This is a genomic window from Pandoraea sp. NPDC087047, from assembly GCF_044745225.1.
In the GTDB taxonomy this organism is placed as follows: Bacteria; Pseudomonadota; Gammaproteobacteria; order Burkholderiales; family Burkholderiaceae; genus Pandoraea.
The window spans coordinates 145,730-164,575 of sequence record NZ_JBIUZU010000002.1 but is presented as its reverse complement, the minus strand read 5'-3'; the positions used below and the strand labels follow the sequence as shown (position 1 = coordinate 164,575).

Annotated in this window: 19 protein-coding genes and 3 tRNA genes; 9 read left to right on the top strand and 13 right to left on the bottom strand. The window is 62.9% G+C overall.

Features of this window, described 5'->3' with window-relative positions; all coding sequences use genetic code 11:
* Positions 1-51: 51 nt before the first annotated feature.
* A complete protein-coding gene (locus ACIPHM_RS03405; protein ID WP_400324576.1) occupies positions 52-321 on the bottom strand; it encodes a MoaD/ThiS family protein in 270 nt (89 codons plus the stop codon).
* A 349-nt stretch (positions 322-670) separates the two neighbouring features.
* On the opposite strand from ACIPHM_RS03405, the gene ACIPHM_RS03400 reads away from it, so the two are divergent.
* On the top strand, positions 671-1,033 hold the full coding sequence (locus tag ACIPHM_RS03400; RefSeq protein WP_400324574.1) for a hypothetical protein: 363 nt from the start codon (positions 671-673) through the stop codon (positions 1,031-1,033).
* 280 nt (positions 1,034-1,313) lie between these two features.
* Here ACIPHM_RS03400 and ACIPHM_RS03395 read toward each other — a convergent pair whose 3' ends face one another.
* The 9 genes from ACIPHM_RS03395 to ACIPHM_RS03355 form a co-directional block, all read right to left on the bottom strand.
* The gene (locus ACIPHM_RS03395) at positions 1,314-1,502 is read right to left on the bottom strand and encodes a glycine zipper 2TM domain-containing protein (protein WP_400324572.1); all 189 of its coding nucleotides are present in this window, start codon (positions 1,500-1,502) and stop codon (positions 1,314-1,316) included.
* A gap of 225 nt (positions 1,503-1,727) precedes the next feature.
* Positions 1,728-1,803, bottom strand: a tRNA-Lys gene (locus ACIPHM_RS03390).
* Positions 1,804-1,855: 52 nt separating this feature from the next.
* A tRNA-Lys gene (locus tag ACIPHM_RS03385) sits at positions 1,856-1,931 on the bottom strand.
* A gap of 57 nt (positions 1,932-1,988) precedes the next feature.
* Positions 1,989-2,064: transfer RNA gene (locus ACIPHM_RS03380), tRNA-Lys, on the bottom strand.
* Between the two features lie 71 nt (positions 2,065-2,135).
* Complete coding sequence (locus tag ACIPHM_RS03375; protein WP_400324570.1) at positions 2,136-2,321, bottom strand: hypothetical protein; 186 nt, start codon at positions 2,319-2,321, stop codon at positions 2,136-2,138.
* 214 nt (positions 2,322-2,535) lie between these two features.
* Positions 2,536-2,775, bottom strand: a complete 240-nt coding sequence (locus tag ACIPHM_RS03370) for a hypothetical protein (protein ID WP_044455448.1) — start codon at positions 2,773-2,775, stop codon at positions 2,536-2,538.
* 376 nt (positions 2,776-3,151) lie between these two features.
* Positions 3,152-3,484 (bottom strand): DUF4148 domain-containing protein, encoded by a 333-nt coding sequence (locus ACIPHM_RS03365; protein ID WP_400324569.1) that lies wholly within the window; start codon positions 3,482-3,484, stop codon positions 3,152-3,154.
* 307 nt (positions 3,485-3,791) lie between these two features.
* Positions 3,792-4,409, bottom strand: coding sequence for a LysE family translocator (locus ACIPHM_RS03360; protein WP_400324568.1), 618 nt, complete (start codon positions 4,407-4,409; stop codon positions 3,792-3,794).
* Between the two features lie 117 nt (positions 4,410-4,526).
* A complete protein-coding gene (locus tag ACIPHM_RS03355) occupies positions 4,527-4,994 on the bottom strand; it encodes a rhodanese-like domain-containing protein (RefSeq protein ID WP_400324566.1) in 468 nt (155 codons plus the stop codon).
* Between the two features lie 492 nt (positions 4,995-5,486).
* On the opposite strand from ACIPHM_RS03355, the gene glnA reads away from it, so the two are divergent.
* The 6 genes from glnA (at position 5,487) to ACIPHM_RS03325 (ending at position 15,092) form a co-directional block, all read left to right on the top strand.
* On the top strand, positions 5,487-6,902 hold the full coding sequence (glnA, locus tag ACIPHM_RS03350; RefSeq protein ID WP_400324565.1) for a type I glutamate--ammonia ligase: 1,416 nt from the start codon (positions 5,487-5,489) through the stop codon (positions 6,900-6,902).
* 166 nt (positions 6,903-7,068) lie between these two features.
* Positions 7,069-8,298, top strand: a complete 1,230-nt coding sequence (glnL, locus tag ACIPHM_RS03345) for a nitrogen regulation protein NR(II) (protein WP_400324564.1) — start codon at positions 7,069-7,071, stop codon at positions 8,296-8,298.
* Between the two features lie 62 nt (positions 8,299-8,360).
* The gene (gene ntrC / locus ACIPHM_RS03340; RefSeq protein WP_400324562.1) at positions 8,361-9,944 is read left to right on the top strand and encodes a nitrogen regulation protein NR(I); all 1,584 of its coding nucleotides are present in this window, start codon (positions 8,361-8,363) and stop codon (positions 9,942-9,944) included.
* A gap of 55 nt (positions 9,945-9,999) precedes the next feature.
* A complete protein-coding gene (gene rfbD, locus ACIPHM_RS03335) occupies positions 10,000-10,881 on the top strand; it encodes a dTDP-4-dehydrorhamnose reductase (protein ID WP_400324561.1) in 882 nt (293 codons plus the stop codon).
* A gap of 125 nt (positions 10,882-11,006) precedes the next feature.
* Positions 11,007-13,844, top strand: coding sequence for a pentapeptide repeat-containing protein (locus ACIPHM_RS03330; protein WP_400324560.1), 2,838 nt, complete (start codon positions 11,007-11,009; stop codon positions 13,842-13,844).
* A 264-nt stretch (positions 13,845-14,108) separates the two neighbouring features.
* Positions 14,109-15,092, top strand: coding sequence for a flagellar brake protein (locus tag ACIPHM_RS03325; protein WP_400324558.1), 984 nt, complete (start codon positions 14,109-14,111; stop codon positions 15,090-15,092).
* A gap of 124 nt (positions 15,093-15,216) precedes the next feature.
* On the opposite strand, the gene xth is transcribed toward ACIPHM_RS03325, so the two are convergent.
* Entirely contained in the window at positions 15,217-15,996 is a 780-nt protein-coding gene (xth, locus tag ACIPHM_RS03320; protein WP_400324557.1) for an exodeoxyribonuclease III, read from the bottom strand.
* Between the two features lie 28 nt (positions 15,997-16,024).
* The gene (locus ACIPHM_RS03315; RefSeq protein ID WP_400324555.1) at positions 16,025-16,771 is read right to left on the bottom strand and encodes a riboflavin synthase subunit alpha; all 747 of its coding nucleotides are present in this window, start codon (positions 16,769-16,771) and stop codon (positions 16,025-16,027) included.
* 124 nt (positions 16,772-16,895) lie between these two features.
* Between ACIPHM_RS03315 and ACIPHM_RS03310 the strand changes: the two genes are divergently transcribed.
* Both ACIPHM_RS03310 and ACIPHM_RS03305 read left to right on the top strand, forming a co-directional pair.
* Complete coding sequence (locus ACIPHM_RS03310) at positions 16,896-17,150, top strand: hypothetical protein (protein WP_400324553.1); 255 nt, start codon at positions 16,896-16,898, stop codon at positions 17,148-17,150.
* Between the two features lie 53 nt (positions 17,151-17,203).
* On the top strand, positions 17,204-17,428 hold the full coding sequence (locus ACIPHM_RS03305) for a hypothetical protein (protein WP_400324551.1): 225 nt from the start codon (positions 17,204-17,206) through the stop codon (positions 17,426-17,428).
* 82 nt (positions 17,429-17,510) lie between these two features.
* Here the strand turns inward: ACIPHM_RS03305 and ACIPHM_RS03300 are convergent, their stop codons facing one another.
* Complete coding sequence (locus ACIPHM_RS03300; protein ID WP_400324549.1) at positions 17,511-18,593, bottom strand: calcium:proton antiporter; 1,083 nt, start codon at positions 18,591-18,593, stop codon at positions 17,511-17,513.
* Between the last annotated feature and the right edge of the window lie 253 nt (positions 18,594-18,846).

The following is an 18,846-nucleotide window of genomic DNA, read 5'->3' as shown; positions in this document are numbered from 1 at the left end:
ATGGCTATTGTGTCCGTCGCGGCTTTTGCGTCTGTCGATGGCTATCGGTATTCAGCCGCCCGAGAGCGCCTGTGCAACGTAGACGCGACTGGTGCCGCTTAGCGTATCGCGCAGCGTACGACGGTCGCGAATGAGGTGCCCGTCGACGAACACGGCGACGTGCGGGCGCAAACGTCCCTGATCGTTGAAGAGATAGCCGCGCAAGCCGGGCGTGAGAGCCATGCATTGCGTGAGCACGTCGTGCACATTCGTGCCGTCGACGTGTTGCTCGTCGACAGCCACGTGGCGCTGGATTGCGGGGGCGAAGGTGACGGTCGCCATGTCTGTGCCGTGCGTATGCCGTCTCGACGAACGGGGCGGTCAGTCTGCGTCAATAAGACTTTCAGTGTAGACAATGAGGCACATCCGTACAGCGTGCGTCGCAGCATTGTGGTGTGTATGCCGCGCTATGTATGACTGGAAATAACGCACATTGCGGCTATACGAAGCGCACTGAGCGCTATTTGGTGTCCTTTGCATGACGCGCGACGAGTTTCGGATCTCGTGAAGCGTTATCGTAAGGTGTGGCATCGCATATCGGACACTCCCCATCCCCATTCCCCTCATTATTGTTCACCATTATCGGCGTTACCCGCGAGCGCACTGCCGCAGGCAAATTCCAGGAGGAGTGATGGCAAAGAACAGAGGGAAAGACATCGGGATGGGGCGTTGGTCGGATGCGGCGATTCGGCGTCAGTGGCGTTTGCACAAGGCGGGTGCGGCCTCGCAGACGCAGGATCCGGCGGTCAAGCGTCCGCCGGAGTTGGCGAAGTGCGAAGGCCACTTCGTGTGGAGCGTGAGGCAGGCGGCGTTTATCGGCCGGCTCGACGGCACGCTAAAGGGCGGTGGACGTCATTACGCGAGTTGCACGGCGCAAGCGAAGCGTTACGCGAGCGTGGCGCAGGCGAGAGCGGCGGGGGAGACGCTGGTGGGTGACGTTCTGATCATGTACGGTTACGCCGCCAACAGTCCGTTGTACATCGTGGGGCGATGACGGCGTCGAGCGCGTGTGCGCAGATCCGCAGATCGGTCGGGCCTGATGGGACTTCGCGTAACGTCGCAGACAGTGACGCGGCACCCCTCCGGTCTGGCGAGACGGCTTGCCAGGGCGATGCCGAGAGTGGCTGTCATGATTTGGCAGTACCCGGCACCATCCGGCACTATTCGACACTATCCGACATCACGCGGCAGTACCCGGCATTACGTGATACTGCGCGGCCCTACCCCCGTCACGCACCGCTTCCTCCGTGATCAACCGGGAAGCGTTGTAGCGATTACTTGCCGAGTTCGTGACCGATAACGCCACCTACGACAGCGCCACCGACGGTCCCTGCGGTGCTGCCACCGGTGGCTTCGTGACCGATGACACCGCCTGCTGCTGCGCCGCCGAGGGTACACCCGAGGATGGACGAACCCATTGCCAGCGCTGTGATGACGACGAGAATCGACTTTGCCGTTTTCATGATGCGTCTCCTGAAGTCATTGCCGGCCGCGCGCAGCGCAGCGACGTACATTCAGCTTAGCGTGCCAGTATTTCGCGCACTATCGGTTGCGACTGAATTGACTGTAGGAATAGGACGACAGGCAGGAGAGGGATGACGCGCGCCAAGAGGGGATCGCACAAGCGGAACCCGAACTCGCGCCGCAAACAACAAGGGCCGCACAATGTGCGGCCCTTGCGATGCATCTGGTGGGGCGTGAGTGACTCGAACACTCGACCTACGGATTAAGAGTCCGCTGCTCTACCAACTGAGCTAACGCCCCGGTGCTACCGGGAACAAAAAAGGCTGCAAGCGCGCAGCCTTCTCGTGATGCTTGGTGGGGCGTGAGTGACTCGAACACTCGACCTACGGATTAAGAGTCCGCTGCTCTACCAACTGAGCTAACGCCCCGATGCTACCGGGAATAAAAAAGGCTGCACGGCATCGCAGCCTTTTTCAAGATTCGTTTGGTGGGGCGTGAGTGACTCGAACACTCGACCTACGGATTAAGAGTCCGCTGCTCTACCAACTGAGCTAACGCCCCAACGAGACCGAGATAATATCGGCTCTTCCGCATGGGGTCAACCCTTAATGATGAAAATCCGCAAAAAGGTCTCAGGCGAGCAATGGAACCAGCTCGAATGCGATCACGGCGAGCACCGCGCCGACGACAACGAGCAGCGAGCGCCAGCACATTCGAACCGCGCCCTTGCAGGGCATTGCACCGACGACGATCGCACCGAATACCGCGATCGCAAACATGCTCACGAGCTGGGCGTTGGAGAGGTGGGGCATGATCATGATCGATCTCCCTGTCGCTATCACACGATGCAAGACGCGCTTCAAGTATAGAAAACGGCCCCCACCAAGCAAAGCGGCGCGACAACCGGGATTTCCCCAGTGGCCGCGCCGTGCTTTCCCACCTGACTGCCTTGCGATCTGTCCGAATCTGCGGATCGAATGGTCTTCGTTGCCGCTTCATTGTGTCGTCGGACACCGCATACGAACGTCGTCGTTATTCCGGAAGATCGAGAATCAGAATGATCGTCCATGCGTCGTCGCCTTCATGATGGTACTGACGCTCCACCACGACGAACGGTTGCTTCTTGTCGCCCTTGCCGAGGAACATCACGTCACCTTCCTGCGGCAGGCATTCGAGCGGCGGCAACCCCAGCGGGGTGTCCTTGGGAACGAGCCGTTCGGCCTTCTTCGCTGCGCGCTCGGTCCACTCGATATCTAGTTGGATGTCACTCACCGGATGATCCTGTCTATGCAAATTGAAACGGCTGCATGGTAGCACGCAGCCTGCGCTGTCCACGAAACCCGGCACGAAAAAAGCCCGCTCCCTGGGCGGGGAGCGGGCGAAAGTCCCATGCGATAACGGGGAACGCATGGCGACAGGAGATGCGCCCGTGGGAAACCGTGGGTGCCTGCTCGACCAGCGGGGAAGGGAACTGGTCTGGGGTGCATCACGGTTTGCCCGGTCAGGCCTGGGCGCGCCTGTCGGCGGGGACCATAGGAGGCAAGGAGGTGACGCAACACAGACCGGAGATGCCGTCCAGCCTGCGTGCGTCGTGTCGTGCTGCCGGAGGGAGGCAACACAACGAGGGACGGTACTGGTGCTTACGCGATCACGGATTCGAGTGCGTCATATCGCCGTTCTGACGCGCACGTACAAGCTCTTCGTAGACCTGCGCGCGGGTCTTGCGGGGCGTGTTGGCCTGCTTGAACGTGGCCAGCGCCGGATAGTCGTAATCGTTCTGCGGAATCAAGCCTTGAGCGCGGGCGTCGATCAGTTCCTGACGGACCTGCTCGCGCGTGACTTGCGACGTCTGCGGTACCCAGCCGAAGGGCGAGCCGTCGGGATAGGCGTCGCTGGAGAGGGGCGATTGTGCGAAAACGGAACCTGCTGCGGTGGCCATCATGGCCGAGATCAATGCGGATGCGATGTGCTTGCGATTCATGGCGATAACTCCTGTTCTTCTGTGTTGCTCGGGCGCGCCGTACGTGCTTACCGATGGGCAAACCGGCATGCTTTGCGGTGTGACGCGGTACGTGTCGGGCGCGACCGTTCAAGCCAGTCTAAGCGTCTGGCTATCGCAGAAAAACGGCAATTAAGCCAATAGATACTTACGTGGACTGCAACAATGCGTGGCGCATTCTCATTTGGCGAGATGGGGTGAGGTGACTGGCGGCGGGATGAAAAAACGCCACCCGAAGGTGGCGTTCGATGTCGCGTCCGTCAAACGAGTGCGGGCGGCGCTGCGACGTTCAGCGTGTGGCGATCGCGACAGCGGCGCCGGCCATGACGGTGCCGGTAGCGCGATTCAGGCGCTTCACGGCGCGCGCGGAGCTGAGCAGACGGCGAGCACGGGAGGCCAGCGCGATATAGCTGCCGAACACAATCGCCAGTACCGTCAGCGTGACGGCCACGACCTCGATATAACCGAGCGCCGTGACCCGTTGCAGATCGAGCAGGTTGGGCAGCAGCGCGAAGTAGAACACGACGACTTTCGGGTTGCCCATCGTCACCGACAGGCCGCCGAGAAACAGACGCCACGACTTCTCACGTGGTGCGGCCGCCATCGGTTCTGCCGGGGCAATGGCCGGTGCGTGCCACATCTTCCATGCGAGATAGAGCAGGTAGGCTGCGCCGGCATACTTGATGGCGAGGAACACGCCAGAGAACGTATGCGCCAGGGCGGCCACGCCGAGTACGGCCAGCGTGAGCCAGACGACGTCGCCGATTGCCACGCCCGCAGTAAAGGCGATCGCGCCTTGCGTGCCGCGTCCCAGCACTCGGGCCACAATGGCGGCGATGCCCGGCCCCGGGGTGCCGGCGCCCACGAACAGGGCGAGGGCGAAGGTCAGCAAATGTGTCCAGTCCATCTCGGCATCTCCTGGCGTCGATGAGTCGATGACGATCAGCGTCGTCTGAAAAAGCGGCGTGATTTGTGCGTGACTTGTGCTTGTTAGCTGCGTTTTTTATGCGGCTGACCGGCGCGCTCAGGCACCCAGCCACGGAAGACCGCGGAAGCACCAGCCGCTCACGTGCTTGCGGTGACCGGCGCTGTCCTTGTCGCCTTCGAAGCCTTCGAGAATATCGAACGATTGCGTGAAACCGGCTTCATAGGCGACTTTCGCAGCGGCCTTCGAACGGGCGGCGCTGCGGCACAGGAACAACAGCGGCGTATTCTTGTCCGGTGTCTGGGAGGTCAACTGTTCGAGAAAGTGGTCATTGGGCACGCCACCCGGATAGCGCACCCATTCGACGTTGGCGTACTGACCGTCCGGCACCTGCGGACGACCCACCCAGTCGAGTTCGGCGCGCGTGCGCACGTCGATCAGGCGAACATTGGTATCGGCAGTGAGGAGCGCCAGCGCTTCCTCCGGGGTCACGGCGCCTGCGTAGGCGAGTTGGCCGGCGGCGCGACGTTGCTTGGCTTGATCGAGAATGGCTTTGGCGCTTGTCATATTGCTGTGATCTCGTTAGTCGATGGTTGTCCTTCATTCTAGCGTGCACTTCACGCAAGAGGCGCTCAAAGTGACGCGGCGCGACAATACGTGGCGATTCGCGGCGTAGGCGTTGTCCGGATTTTCGGGCACGCAAATCCAACGACGCATGATGACGGTGCAGGCTGGCGCACAACTTCGGATCATGGTGAGGGCGTGATTGCACCAAAAAGGTGCATAATCTATCGATGCACCAATTTGGCGATATTTTGGTGCATCGCGCACCGAAATGGCGAATCGAAGCCCGCAAGAGGGAATTCGGTACTGGACGCACCAGAATCGATTATTTCCTTAGAAATCAGTGGGCGAGGGTAAAAGGTACAGCGGGTAAGTGATGCGTTGGCACGCTTCCTGCTTATTACTGGCGAATCCGAACACGGAGTTCGTTAAGAGGGTGCGGCGACGCGGGCGATAAGCGCCAGCAGCGCCAGATTGAATCTTTCGGGAGATAGCATGAGCAAATCTGTGGCAGATGTGATGAACCTGGTTAAGGAAGAAGACGTCAAGTTCGTCGACTTCCGCTTTACGGACACGCGCGGCAAAGAGCAGCACGTCTCGGTGCCCGTGTCGCATTTCGACGCCGACAAGTTCGAGAGCGGTCACGCTTTCGACGGTTCGTCGATCGCTGGCTGGAAGGGCATCGAAGCCTCGGACATGCTGCTGGTGCCGGACGCCGACACCGCCTACATCGACCCGTTCTACGAAGAAAGCACGCTGGTGCTGACCTGCGACGTGATCGAGCCGGCCGATGGCAAGGGCTACGACCGCGATCCGCGCTCCATCGCCAAGCGCGCTGAAGCCTATCTGAAGAGCACGGGCCTGGGCGACACCGCCTTCTTCGGTCCGGAGCCGGAATTCTTCATTTTCGACTCGGTCCAGTGGAATACGGACATGTCGGGCACGTTCGTGAAGATCAATTCGGAAGAAGCGCCGTGGTCGTCGTCGAAGGACTTCGAAGGCGGCAACACCGGCCACCGTCCGGGCACGAAGGGCGGCTACTTCCCGGTCGCACCGGTCGACACGTTCCAGGACATGCGCTCGGAAATGTGTCTGTTGCTCGAGCAACTGGGCGTGCCGGTCGAAGTGCACCACCACGAAGTGGCGGGCCAGGGCCAGAACGAAATCGGCACGAAGTTCTCGACGCTGGTCGAGCGCGCCGACTGGACGCAGATCCTGAAGTACGTCGTGCACAACGTGGCACACAGCTACGGCAAGACGGCAACGTTCATGCCGAAGCCGATCGTTGGCGACAACGGCTCGGGCATGCACATTCACCAGTCGGTCTGGAAGGACGGTCAGAACCTGTTCGCCGGTAACGGCTACGGTGGCCTGTCGGAATTCGCGCTGTACTACATCGGCGGCATCATCAAGCACGCCCGTGCCCTGAACGCGATCACGAACCCGTCGACGAACTCGTACAAGCGCCTCGTGCCGCACTTCGAAGCCCCGGTGAAGCTGGCCTACTCGGCCCGTAACCGTTCGGCCTCGATCCGTATTCCGTACGTTGCCAACCCGAAGGGCCGTCGCATCGAAGCGCGCTTCCCGGACCCGATGGCCAACCCGTACCTGGCCTTCTCGGCCATGCTGATGGCCGGTCTGGATGGCGTGCAGAACAAGATCCACCCGGGCGAAGCTGCCGACAAGAACCTGTACGACCTGCCGCCGGAAGAGGATGCAAAGATCCCGACCGTGTGCTCGAGCCTCGAACAGGCGCTGGAGTACCTGAACGAAGACCGCGAGTTCCTGACCCGTGGTGGCGTGTTCACGGACGGCATGCTCGATTCGTACATCGCACTGAAGACGGACGAAGCGCGTCGCGTGGCAATGACCACGCACCCGCTCGAGTTCGAAATGTACTACTCGCTGTAATCGAATCGCTGCGCAGGGAATGCGCCGGCATGACGGAACGCCAGCGGCCGACCGTCATGCTCGACAAGCACGGGGGGATGGCCGCGGCCGTCCCCCCTTTTTTATCCGCTGAGCATTCCTCTCATTCTTTGCGTGGCTCGCCATGAACCTATCACCCCGATCCTTGATGAAAAGTGTCCGCGCTGGTGAGAAAGGGCAGACGAAGCGGGTGCCGCAGGCGGCTCAGGCCGCCGAAGGCATCCCTGCCACCGATTTGACGACCGATGCTGCCGGGGCTGCCGGCGGATACCCGTCTGCGTTGCCCGGGGCCGTCGATCCCTGGGAGACGAAGCTCGCGGCGACCGGCATTCTGCCTGGTCTGGAAGCATTGCCGACCGTGCTGCTGGTGCTCGAGAAGCACTCGCTGCGTGTCGTATTCGCCAACCCCGCGGCCGAGGCGCTGCTCGCGCTCTCGCGTCGCTCGCTCTCGCAGATGACGTGGAACGACGTCTTCACGAACGGCGAGGTGCTGGCGTCGACGATGGCGGAACTCATCGCTAACCACTTTCAGTCGACGCGCCTCGATCTGGTGCTCGAGCGCACCGCGCAGGAGCCGCTGCACACCCACGCCATCGTGGTCGCTCCGGAGGCGGTGCCCGATTTCGTGATCGTCGAGCTCATCGAGAACGAGCAGAAGCTCAAGAACGAGCGCGAAGAGCGGATCATCGATCAGGCGTTGATGAACAAACAGCTCATTCGCAATCTGGCGCACGAAATCAAGAACCCGCTGGGCGGGATTCGCGGCGCGGCGCAGTTGCTGGAGTTCGAGCTCGATCAACGCGAGTTGCGGGAGTACACGCAGGTCATCATCAAGGAGTCCGACAGGCTTCAGACACTGGTCGACCGCCTGCTGGAGCCGCACCGTCACCCGTACATCGCCACCGACGTGAACATCCACGAAGTGTGCGAGCGTGTGCGTTCGGTGGTGCTGGCCGAGTTTCCACAGGGGTTATCGATCGAGCGCGACTACGACGTGAGCCTGCCTGACTTCCGGGGCGACAAAGAGCAACTCATTCAGGCGCTACTCAACATCGTGCGCAACGGTGCCGAAGCGCTGCGCGAGCAGATCGCGCGCGGCGATGCACGCATTGTCTTGCGCACACGGGTGGCGCGGAAGATCACGATTGCCAAGCGATTGCACAAGCTGGCATTGGAATTGCATGTGATCGACAACGGGCCAGGCATTCCTGCCGACATTCGTGATCGCATCTTCTATCCGCTCGTCTCCGGGCGCGAAGGGGGAAGCGGTCTGGGACTCACGTTGGCGCAATCGTTCGTACAGCGTCACGACGGTCTGATCGAATGCGAAAGCCGGCCCGGACGGACGGATTTCCGAATCCTGCTGCCCCTGGGCTGATGCGGCCCTCACGCCGTCGGCCGTAACACCTGCGGCCGGGCATAGACGTTACACGGTGAACAATGAAGCCGATCTGGATAGTAGACGACGACCAATCGATTCGATGGGTGCTGGAAAAGGCACTCTCGCGAGCCAACTTGCCGGTACGCAGCTTTACCGGCCCGCGCGAAGCCAGTGCTGCGCTCGAACACGACTCGCCGCAGGTGCTGGTCTCCGACATCCGCATGGCGGGCGGCTCGGGGCTCGAACTGCTGCAAACGGTCAAGCAACGGCATCCCGGACTGCCGGTCATCATCATGACCGCGTTTTCGGATCTCGATAGCGCGGTGGCCGCCTTTCAGGGCGGTGCGTTCGAATACCTCGCCAAGCCGTTCGACGTGGACCGCGCGGTCGAACTGATTCTGCGCGCCGTCGAAGAAAGCCTGCGCGAGGCGACGGACGACGAGCGCATTACCGAAGAACCCGAGATTCTTGGGCAGGCGAGTGCGATGCAGGACGTGTTCCGTGCCATCGGCCGGCTGTCGCATTCGAGTGCCACGGTGCTTATTACCGGTGAATCGGGCTCGGGTAAAGAACTCGTCGCGCGGGCATTGCATCGCCACTCGCCGCGCGCGTCGGGTCCGTTCATTGCGCTGAACACTGCGGCAATTCCGAAAGATCTGCTGGAGTCCGAGTTGTTCGGCCATGAGCGCGGTGCGTTCACGGGCGCGCAAGCCACCCGTCGCGGACGCTTCGAACAAGCCGAGAGCGGCACGCTGTTTCTCGACGAAATCGGCGATATGCCGCTCGATTTGCAAACGCGTCTGTTGCGCGTGCTCTCGGACGGCAATTACTACCGCGTGGGCGGCCATAGCCCGATCAAGGCGAACGTTCGCGTGATCGCGGCAACGCACCAGAATCTGGAAGATCGCGTGCGTCAGGGGCTGTTCCGTGAGGATCTCTATCACCGACTGAATGTGATTCGACTGCGTCTGCCGTCGTTGCGCGAGCGTAGCGAAGACATTCCGCTGCTGGTGCGTCACTTCCTGCAAAAGAGTGCGCGCGAGCTGGGGGTCGAGACCAAGCGCATCAGCGAAGCGGCGCTGGCGCATCTGACGCGGTTCCCGTTCCCGGGCAACGTGCGTCAGTTGGAGAACCTCAGCAATTGGCTGACGGTGATGGCGCCTGCGCAGACGGTGGAAATCAAGGACTTGCCGCCGGAGTTCCAGATGTCGGCGTCGACGGTGGGCGGCTCGGCTAACGTGTCTGCTTACGCGAACGCTACGGGTCCTTCGGGTATTTCAGGCGCTGCCGCGGCGGCGCCGATGCCGGCGGGCGGGAGCCCGGGGTATGGCAGTGTCGGCGCTGTGCCTTCGGCCTCCGTCGGCGGTACGGGGGGGGCTGCGTCCGCGCAGGGCGTGAGCGGTGCGAACGGCGAAGTGGCGGGTGCCGAGGGCTGGGAGTCGATCTTGCGCCGCGAAGTAGCGCGGTTGCTGCGCTCGGCGTCGCCCGATGTGATGGACCAGTTGACGCGCCGTTTCGAGACCGCGCTGATCAACGAAGCCCTCGACTTTACCCGCGGCCGAAAGGTCGAAGCGGCGAGCCGTCTGGGCATCGGTCGCAATACCATCACGCGCAAGATCCAGGAGCTCGGGCTGGAAACCTGATGCGAAACGGGGTAGGCTCCTCTGTTTCGTCATTTCGCGACAAGGGAGCCGTACCATGGCAAGACGCATCCTGTTGACGGGCGCTACCGGACAGGTGGGCTGGGAGCTGGCACGTTGCCTGCAAGGCATGGGCGACGTGCACGCCCCCGGACGCAATGAGATGGACCTGCTCGACACGGACAGCGTTGTGCGTACCTTGCGCGACTTCGCTCCCGATCTGATCATCAATCCGGCGGCCTATACGGCGGTCGATCGCGCCGAGACGGATGAGGCGGCCGCGTATCAGGTCAATGCCGTGGTGCCGGGCATCATGGCCGAAGCGGCCAAGCGCCTCGGCGCGCTCGTCGTCCATTACTCGACCGACTACGTTTTCGACGGCACGTCATCGACGCCTTATCGCGAAGACGAACCGACCAATCCTCGGAACGCGTACGGCCGCACCAAGCTGGCCGGTGAAGCCGCCATCGCGGCGAGCGGCGCGAATCATCTGGTGCTGCGTACGAGCTGGGTGTATGGCACGCGCGGCGCAAACTTCCTGCTGACCGTGCAACGACTGGCCCGCGAGCGCGACGAATTGCGTATCGTCGCCGATCAGCATGGCGCGCCGACGTGGTGTCGCACGATTGCAGAACTGACGTCGCAGGTGTTGGTGCAAGGGCTCTGCGAGACCGGCATCGACGCCGATTTCTGGCGCGAGCGCGGCGGTCTCTACCATCTGACGGCCGCAGGTCAGACAACGTGGCACGGTTTCACCGAGGCGATTCTCGATCTGAGCGCACCGGAGAGGCGTCCGAACGTTGTGGCAATTCCTACTTCTGCGTATCCGCTGCCGGCCAAACGTCCGGCGTATTCGATCCTCGACAACGACAAACTCGCCCGCACTTTCGGCGTGCGCGCGCCCGACTGGCGCGATGCCCTCCAGCTCTGCCTCGCCTGAGGCGACGAGTCTCCCCGCGGGGCGCGCGACTAAATCGGAAATTCCTTAGCGCGCAGCCCCGAATTCCTTCGGCAACATTGTCGCTTTGTGCACGCGCTCAAGTGCGTGCCTAGGAGCGACGCATCATGCTGGATCAAGCCAAGGTTTCAGGCGGTAGTGGGCAAGCCTCGGTAGGCTCGGCATTCACACGTCCGGAAAACAGTATCGAGGACGTTGCCGGTCGTGAGCGCGCCCTGTCGCCATACGACCTGGCGGCGCGCAGCGTGGCCCCGCCTGAGGCGCTACGCCACGCGATTTTGCGTGCGGATGCCGGGGAGCGTCGCGCCATCCTGCATCAGAGCGCATGGGTGGCCCACGTGCTCGCGCAGGAGGCCGGGGCGGATCGCTATGCCAGCGTCGAGCGATTGTGCGTGAGAGCGAACGCTGCTCGCGGTGAGCTGCCTTTCGATAAGGCGTCCATGAAGCGGGCGTGGAACACGCGTTTCCTGCATTTGCTCGACGGGGCGAGCGCCTCGGATGTCGCACGCGACATGATGAAGTGGTGCGCGGCGCATGGCGATCAGCCTTCTGCCGCCGCGCAGTGGCATTGGCTGTCGCCGGCCGATGATACATCGCTCGATGTACCGGCGTTCGCGCATTTGCCGATGCGTGAATGGCCGGCTGCGATGCTCGGCGCGGCATTGACGGTCACGAATTTGCGAGAGGCTGTCCTGCCCGACTTGTCGTTGCCCAACGCCGATCTTCGTGGGGTGAATGCGCCGGGCGCCCAGTTCTGCGGCGGTCAATTCAACGGCACGGCGTGGGTCGGCGCCAACCTGCGGGGCGCGGGATTCGCGTTGTCTACGCAGATCCATGCCGATTTCGAGCGGACAGATTTGCGTGAGACCTGTTTTCGCGCAGCGGACGTGAGCGAAGTCCGGATGGTGAGGGCCAACCTGCGCGGTGCAGCGTGGTTGCATACCGTGGTGAGGGGAGGCGATCTGAGCGAGGCGTTGTGCCAGGGTATGACGTTCACGAAAGTGTGTCTCGATGACGCGTCGTTCAACCGCGCACGATTGCATGGCGCATGCGTTATCAATGGCAGCGCGCGGGGGCTGCTGCTCGTCGACGTCAAGGCGAAGCATTCAAAGTGGACGTCGGTCGTGATGAACCACGGGCACGCGCCGGGGGCCGATTTGCGAGGGGCCGAATTCCGTCACTGCGAACTCGTGGGGTGGGACGCGCGTGGCGCAAAACTCAATGGTGCGCTCTTCGAGGCATGCGATCTGCGTCACGCGCGGTTTTGCGGGGCGAGTCTCAAGCGCGTGCGTTTTGGGCGTGATTGCGATCTGGGAGGATCGCAGTGGCAAGACACACAGATTCGACTCGACGACGCGTGGCTGCGGCAATTGAGCCCCGTCGAACTCGATCAGGTGGCGCAATCGCTGATGACGCTTCCCGTCGATCAGCCCGCGATGCGCGCACGTGTCTTCATGCAATTGCTTGTCGCGTTGAGTCGCAAGTCGGGCGCCGTTTATCTCGGGCAAGAGGCGGCATTGTCGATGCAGCGGCTGCCGGAACATGTGCGGCGCAGCGAGTGGTTTGGCCGTCTGTTGGTGGCGCCGAATGAGACGGGGGGTGTTGGCGAGCAGGAGGGGTTTGCCGAACTGCGCACCCAATGGCTGGCGCGCAAACTGAGCGAGCTGACTGACGTGCGGCTCTCGCGTGGTGAGGCGCAATGGGCCACGGCGTCGCTGATGACCTTGTTGCACGGACACTGCGCGGCGGCTTCCCCGAATGCAGTGTGGCGGTACGCCGGGGCGATGTGCCAAACGCTCTATTGGGCGGACGAAGGGGGCGGGGTCGGGCATGCGCGTGTGAACGCTCTGCGCTCGGCGTGGTTTGAGGCCATGCCGCCGCAGGTGCACGTCGCGCTGTCTGCGGATGGCATCAACGCGCTTGATGCGTCTTACATCGTACTGATGCGCGCAGACGGCGAGGTAGCGGCACGTCTGCCGAAACATTTGCTCGCCAGCGTTTTCGGTTCAGCCACGGCGTCTCAGCCAAAGGACGGCGACGCGGTCTTCGCCCGTGATCCGTTGCCCGGTCTGGCATGGGCGGGCACGCGGGTGGTGGTGAGAGACAGGACTTCGCCCGACGACTTCCTGCCCGGCACCATGCGGCAACTCCAGGGATTGCTGCGCGAGTTCGGATGTCTTGCCGGACTCTGGCCGGTCGAGCGCTCGCTTGATGCGTTTGTCCGGCTGGTTGGTCGATGGTTTGGTGACGCGGGTACGGAAGCGGCGAGTGCCGCATGCCGCAGGCCGTGGCAGCCATCCCCCGTGCCGTCCAGTGAGGGCGGCCGGCGGGCGGCGCCGGAGGGCTTGAGTCCGTCCGACCGGTTCGATGCGCTCGTGTTCGCATCGCATTCGTCCAGGCATGTGAAATTGCGGGCGACGGGACACGCGGATATCGAAGACGTGTTCCGTGAATTCCCGCTCATGGTGCCGGACGGCGAGGCGCCGCCAAGCGTTTCGATGTCTCGTCGCGTTCGATTGGTTTCGGTGGCAGCGGGTTTGAGCTGGTTGGCCATGCAACCGGAATGGCGCTCGCTGCCGTCTTCCGTAGTCCTAAACGCTCTGCCCGATGGACAGGCGCGCCAGGTTTGCCGCCAGTACGCGCTGGCAGCCCTCAACGAAACGATGAACGGAGACGCCGCTTGGCGTCTGCTGCCGCAGGCGGTGGCATTGCGGGCATGTTTGTTTGACGAGGCGGGCTCACCCAATTTATTGGCGCAGCGGCTGATCGCGTGGCTGACATGCCCGGAGGTATTGGACCTGCCGGGCGTGGCGCAGGCATGTCGTCAGACGCTCCCGTGGTTCTGGGCCATTCGTTTGCCGCTGGACACGGCAGCAGTTCGCGAGGCGGTGGCGGCCGGGTCGCTGCCCGCGACGGAGTGGCGCTTCGGCGTGGCTCGGGATTGAGGCTGGTTTTACCTGATATTCCGCACGCAGAATCGACGGACTTTCGTGGTAAAAATACGTACGCGCAATGCGCCGCCCGTGAGGGCGGCGTTTCTGGTCGGCCGGGCGCGTGGTATTTACGTAAATTGGCGACATTTGTGGGGTTTTGGTCGCGGATGCCTGTGCGAAGAGGGTCGCCAAAGACGTGGCCCTACGTTCGGGAATGCGAGGAAGGCCAAGGCCATGTTTCCAGGCTCTCAGGGGTTTCGTACCCTCCCAGGCATCATGCACTCGACTTGTATTGCGTCAGGCTATCCGGGGTTCGTGGCGGTCAACCGTCGCGAGCTTGACGCACACGTTCCACTTTCCTGGCCTTTGTTCGATGCTGACGGCACACCGTTGCTGGCGGCGGGCGAGCGTCTGCCGTCAGAGGCCGATCTCGACTGGCTTTTCACGATGTTCGCGCCGCATCGGCCGCTTCCCGACGGCGCGACGACGGGCGAGGCGGCAGGCCGCACGGAAGCGGCAAATTCCGCGTCCCCGCTCGGGACAGCCGCTTCGACGGTGTATCTGCACGGCTTGCCTGTGCCGCTCCCCATCGGGGCGTGGGTGCAGGTGCGCGTGCCGCCGGACGCCGAGACCACGCGTGTGCGCGCCCGGCTGATCGGGCGGGCGCCGAACGGCATGCTGATCATCACACCACCGTCGTCGAGCGAGACGCGCATGCCGTTGGTCGGGGGCGACAGACTCGCCCTCTGGACCTTCCCGGGCGACAATCTCTACGAATTCACCTGCGACGTGCACAGCGTGCACCAGGGACCGTTCGACTACGTGGTGCTGTCGCGTCCCTCGCAGGTTCGGGAGACGCCGGTGCGCCGCACGCCTCGCGTCGATACGCGGCTGGTGGCACGGCTGTCGCCGATCGACGAGACGTCGCGTGCTTCGTTCCGACGCTTGCTGGCCGATCCGCAGGACACACCCGAGTGGCTCGTCCTCGTGCGCGATATCAGTGCCGACGGGGCGGGTATCATCGCGAAGGCGCCGCTACCTGAGGGCTGCCATCACGTCGCGTTGCAAGTCCGTGTGCCGATCGGCGCGGACATCGTGCCGATTCTCGGCATGGCGGCAGTGCGTGGCGTCGAGGGGCCGCGTGCGGATGGCACCTGGGCCTACGGTCTCGAGTTTATGCAGATGGACACCCGCAACAAGGCGGCGATCCGATGCTTCGTGTACGAGTCCCGTCTGACGGATCCGCGCGCGGGTCAGTGACGCGACAGCGGTGCAGCAGTGATGCGGGCGCATCCCGCAAAGCAAAACGGCACCCGAGGGTGCCGTTTTTCATAGCCGCGAGATCGATGCGCGCGGCGCGGGACGATGCTTCAGTCCTCAGTCCTCAGTCCTTGAACGTAGCGACGACCGGCGTGTGATCCGAGGGCTGTTCCCACGTGCGCGGCACGCGGTCGATGTCGCACGCGGTGCAGCGCTCGGCAAGCGCCGACGACACCAGAATGTGATCGATACGCAGCCCGGCATTGCGTCGGAACGCGCCCATCCGATAGTCCCACCAGCTGAACGTCTTTTCGGGTTGATCGAACATCCGGAACGTGTCGCGCAGACCGAGTCCTTGCAGACGCGCAAACGCCTGACGCTCCTGCGGCGACACGAGATTGCCGCCCGCCCATTTGGCCGGATCGTGCACGTCGCGGTCTTCGGGGGCGATGTTGTAGTCGCCGAGCACCGCGAGTTGCGGGTGACGCGCCATCTCGTCCGACAGCCAGTGGGTCAGGGCGTCGAGCCAGTTCAGCTTGTAGACGAATTTGTCGGACTCCGGCGACTGCCCGTTCGGGAAGTAGCCGCAAACCACGCGCACGCCGCCAATCGTGGCGGTGATGAGGCGTTGCTGCTCGTCGGGGAAGTTCGGCAGGTTCTTCACCAGGTCCGTGGCTTCGCCGACCTTCGCGTGATTGACCAGCAACGCGACGCCGTTATACGTCTTCTGGCCGATAAAGTGCGACGTGTAGCCGAGTGCAGCGATTTCGGTGATCGGAAAGTTCTCATCGGTCAGCTTCAGTTCCTGAAGACAGAGGACGTCGACCGGATTGCTGCGCAGCCAATCCTGCACGTGACCGAGACGAACCTTGAGCGAGTTGACGTTCCAGGTGGCAAGTTGCATGAATGTCCTTCGAAATTGAGCGTCGGGCTCAGGCCTTGTCGACTGACTTGGCCGGTTTGTCTTGTGCGTCGCCGGCCGGCAATTGCGGCACGGAAACGAAGTCGTCGAGCGTGAGGCCCTTTTCCTTGAGCAGCGCTTCGAGCACCGGTTGCAGACGGCCGAGGCTTTCCTGTACCGCTTCGCGGACGGTGTCGACCACGACCTGCGTGCTGCGCTCGATCTCGATATTCACGCGCGCGCCGGCGGGTTTGTCTTCGAACGTCGTCATGCGACGCGTTTCGGGAATCAGCCACACCTCGAACCAGCCTTCCTGCCGGTTGACTTCCGAGACCGTGAGGCTCGCGCCGTTGATGGCGATGTAGCCCTTCGCGAAGACATACTTGCGGAACGCTTCGGGAATGGCGATGCGCAGTACCCGGTTCGTATCCGAGGTACGCACGCTCAGGATTTCGGTCGAGAAGTCGATGTGGCCCGACAGCGGATGGCCGCCAATTTCCGCGCCGTCTTTGGCGGCGCGCTCCACGTTGACCTGAGCGCCCGCGCCGAAGCTGCCGAGCGTCGTTACGTTCAGGCTCTGGAGGATGACGTCGAACGACGCCGCGGTGGGCGAGAGCAGTTGCGTGACCGTCAGGCAGCAGCCGTCGACAGAGACGCTGGCGCCGAGGGTGAGGTCTTCACAGAAGCCCTCGGGAAACGCGAGCTCGAGTGTGCGCATGCCGTCGCGATCTTCGATGGACGACAGCGTGGCCGTGCCTTGAACAATTCCGGTGAACATCGTGATGTCGGTAATAAGAGTCGTGGGTTGCTATGCCGCCGTATTCTACTGCGTCGCGACGGTATGCCGCTCGTCATGCGTCGTGCTACGATGCCGCCTTTTCACGGGATCTCGATAGATCGCTATGGGTTTCGAAGGCTGCCTGGAGGCGGAGCACTTTTACTACTGGGCGGAGACGTCGCCCGCGCCGCACGGGCAGTTCCACGGCGTGGTGCACTTTACCGGATGGCGCGACGTGGACGATGTCATCGAAACGCTCGACCCGCCCCTCACCCATACGACGCCCGAGGCGTACCGCTGGGCGAGCGATGCCCTCGAAGCCGCTCACGCGCTGGCAAAGATGCTGGCCGCAGAAGGCGAGCTCGGGATCGATCCCTGAACCCCTGAATTCACCGGACGTGCCCGACGGGCAAGCCCATCACGGATAGCACCATGACACAGACTAAATTTGAAATTCAGAAACGCCGCGGCCTGAAGATCGACGCCGGCGTGCGTCGTGGCCCGCCCACGGGCAAGCAGGTTGGCGCGCAAGGCAAGCGCGGCGCGGCTGGCAGCAAGTTGCTGGGCGCGTTGCTCGGCGCACCCGTGGAAGAGGCCGGCGCGGGTGAGTCCGCAGCGACCACCGACGCCGCCGGGCAGGATAAGTCCAAGGCCTGAGCGCATCCCGCTCATTCGCCCATGCCTTAGCTCGTCCATCCTCGGTCCAGCGCACAATTCGGGAACGGGCCCAAGGCCAAGCTCAGGGCACGATGGCCAGGAACAGGAACGTGGCAAACAGCACCAGGTGGACGGCGCCTTGCAGCACCGTGGTGCGTCCCGTGCCCAGCGTGATTACGCCAACCAGGAGCGTGACCGCGAGCAACACCGTCTCCTTCGGACCCAGACCGAGTTCGATCTGTTGATCGAGCAGCAGCGAGACGGCTGCCACCGTCGGGATCGTCAGTCCGATACTCGCCAGCGCCGAGCCGAGCGCGAGATTCAGGCTCGTCTGAAGCTTGTTCGCGCGCGCCGCGCGCAAGGCCGCCAGGCCTTCCGGTAGCAGCACCAGCGCTGCAATCACGATACCCACGACCGCCTTCGGAGCGCCGGCCACCGCGACCGCATGCTCGACGGCGGGCGAAAGCTTTTTCGCCAGTCCCACCACGGCCAGCAGCGCCACCACCAGCAATCCGAGACTCAGCACGGCCGTACGGCGCGAAGGCGGCGGTACGTGCACTTCTTCACTCGGCGCTTTCGCGAGGAAGTAATCGCGATGGCTCACCGTCTGCACGAATACGAACACCATATAAAGCACGAGCGAAATCATGCCTTCGAAGGCCAACTGCGACGCCGTGAGTCCCGGTCCGAGTACCGAACTCGTGTAGTTCGGCAGCACCAGCGTTAGCACCGACAGTGCGCACAGCACGGCGAGCGCCGCACTCGCACCTTCGACATGAAAGCCTTGCGTGTGGTGACGCACCCCGCCGAAGAGCAGGCACAGGCCGACAATCCCCGTCGAGACGATCATGATGGCGGCGAACACGGTGTCGCGCGCCAGACCTGCCTTGTCAGGGCCGCCGGAGAGCATGACCGAGACGATCAGCGCCACTTCGATGATGGTCACGGCGACGGCGAGCACTAGCGTACCGAATGGCTCGCCGACCTTGTGGGCGACGGTTTCGGCGTGGTGCACGGCGGAGAATACGGCGCCGGCCAGCGCAGCGGCGCAAAGCGTGAGCGCAGCGGCATTGGGCAGGAAACCGGCAACACCGAGTGCGATGAGGGCCACGATGGGCATATACATCGTCCAGTGGCCTAGCTTGGCGGTCTTTGAGGAGGACATCGTCGGAGACTCCAGAATTTCGGGGAACGGGTGCGGCTCGAGGTACGGCAGATCAAGCGACGGCGGGAACATTGCCCCGATGAGAACCTCGGGACGACCAAGCATGGTCGCAGAAAAGCGTCACCCCGACAACAGAAAGGCGTTGACTTGCCGCGAGATGGATCGCGCCGTGGATGTCCACCGAAAAGCGCATGGACAAACGATCTAGCGCGATTTTACTTTTGACTCGGAGTGCGAATCCGTCAAGAAATTC

Bases quoted from the DNA above. Each gene is read 5' to 3' on its own strand.
- ACIPHM_RS03405 (WP_400324576.1), bottom strand. From the start codon at position 321: ATGGCGACCGTCACCTTCGCCCCCGCAATCCAGCGCCACGTGGCTGTC.
- ACIPHM_RS03400 (WP_400324574.1), top strand. From the start codon at position 671: ATGGCAAAGAACAGAGGGAAAGACATCGGGATGGGGCGTTGGTCGGAT.
- ACIPHM_RS03395 (WP_400324572.1), bottom strand. From the start codon at position 1,502: ATGAAAACGGCAAAGTCGATTCTCGTCGTCATCACAGCGCTGGCAATG.
- ACIPHM_RS03375 (WP_400324570.1), bottom strand. From the start codon at position 2,321: ATGATCATGCCCCACCTCTCCAACGCCCAGCTCGTGAGCATGTTTGCG.
- ACIPHM_RS03365 (WP_400324569.1), bottom strand. From the start codon at position 3,484: ATGAATCGCAAGCACATCGCATCCGCATTGATCTCGGCCATGATGGCC.
- ACIPHM_RS03360 (WP_400324568.1), bottom strand. From the start codon at position 4,409: ATGGACTGGACACATTTGCTGACCTTCGCCCTCGCCCTGTTCGTGGGC.
- ACIPHM_RS03355 (WP_400324566.1), bottom strand. From the start codon at position 4,994: ATGACAAGCGCCAAAGCCATTCTCGATCAAGCCAAGCAACGTCGCGCC.
- glnA (WP_400324565.1), top strand. From the start codon at position 5,487: ATGAGCAAATCTGTGGCAGATGTGATGAACCTGGTTAAGGAAGAAGAC.
- glnL (WP_400324564.1), top strand. From the start codon at position 7,069: ATGAAAAGTGTCCGCGCTGGTGAGAAAGGGCAGACGAAGCGGGTGCCG.
- ntrC (WP_400324562.1), top strand. From the start codon at position 8,361: ATGAAGCCGATCTGGATAGTAGACGACGACCAATCGATTCGATGGGTG.
- rfbD (WP_400324561.1), top strand. From the start codon at position 10,000: ATGGCAAGACGCATCCTGTTGACGGGCGCTACCGGACAGGTGGGCTGG.
- ACIPHM_RS03330 (WP_400324560.1), top strand. From the start codon at position 11,007: ATGCTGGATCAAGCCAAGGTTTCAGGCGGTAGTGGGCAAGCCTCGGTA.
- ACIPHM_RS03325 (WP_400324558.1), top strand. From the start codon at position 14,109: ATGCACTCGACTTGTATTGCGTCAGGCTATCCGGGGTTCGTGGCGGTC.
- xth (WP_400324557.1), bottom strand. From the start codon at position 15,996: ATGCAACTTGCCACCTGGAACGTCAACTCGCTCAAGGTTCGTCTCGGT.
- ACIPHM_RS03315 (WP_400324555.1), bottom strand. From the start codon at position 16,771: ATGTTCACCGGAATTGTTCAAGGCACGGCCACGCTGTCGTCCATCGAA.
- ACIPHM_RS03310 (WP_400324553.1), top strand. From the start codon at position 16,896: ATGGGTTTCGAAGGCTGCCTGGAGGCGGAGCACTTTTACTACTGGGCG.
- ACIPHM_RS03305 (WP_400324551.1), top strand. From the start codon at position 17,204: ATGACACAGACTAAATTTGAAATTCAGAAACGCCGCGGCCTGAAGATC.
- ACIPHM_RS03300 (WP_400324549.1), bottom strand. From the start codon at position 18,593: ATGTCCTCCTCAAAGACCGCCAAGCTAGGCCACTGGACGATGTATATG.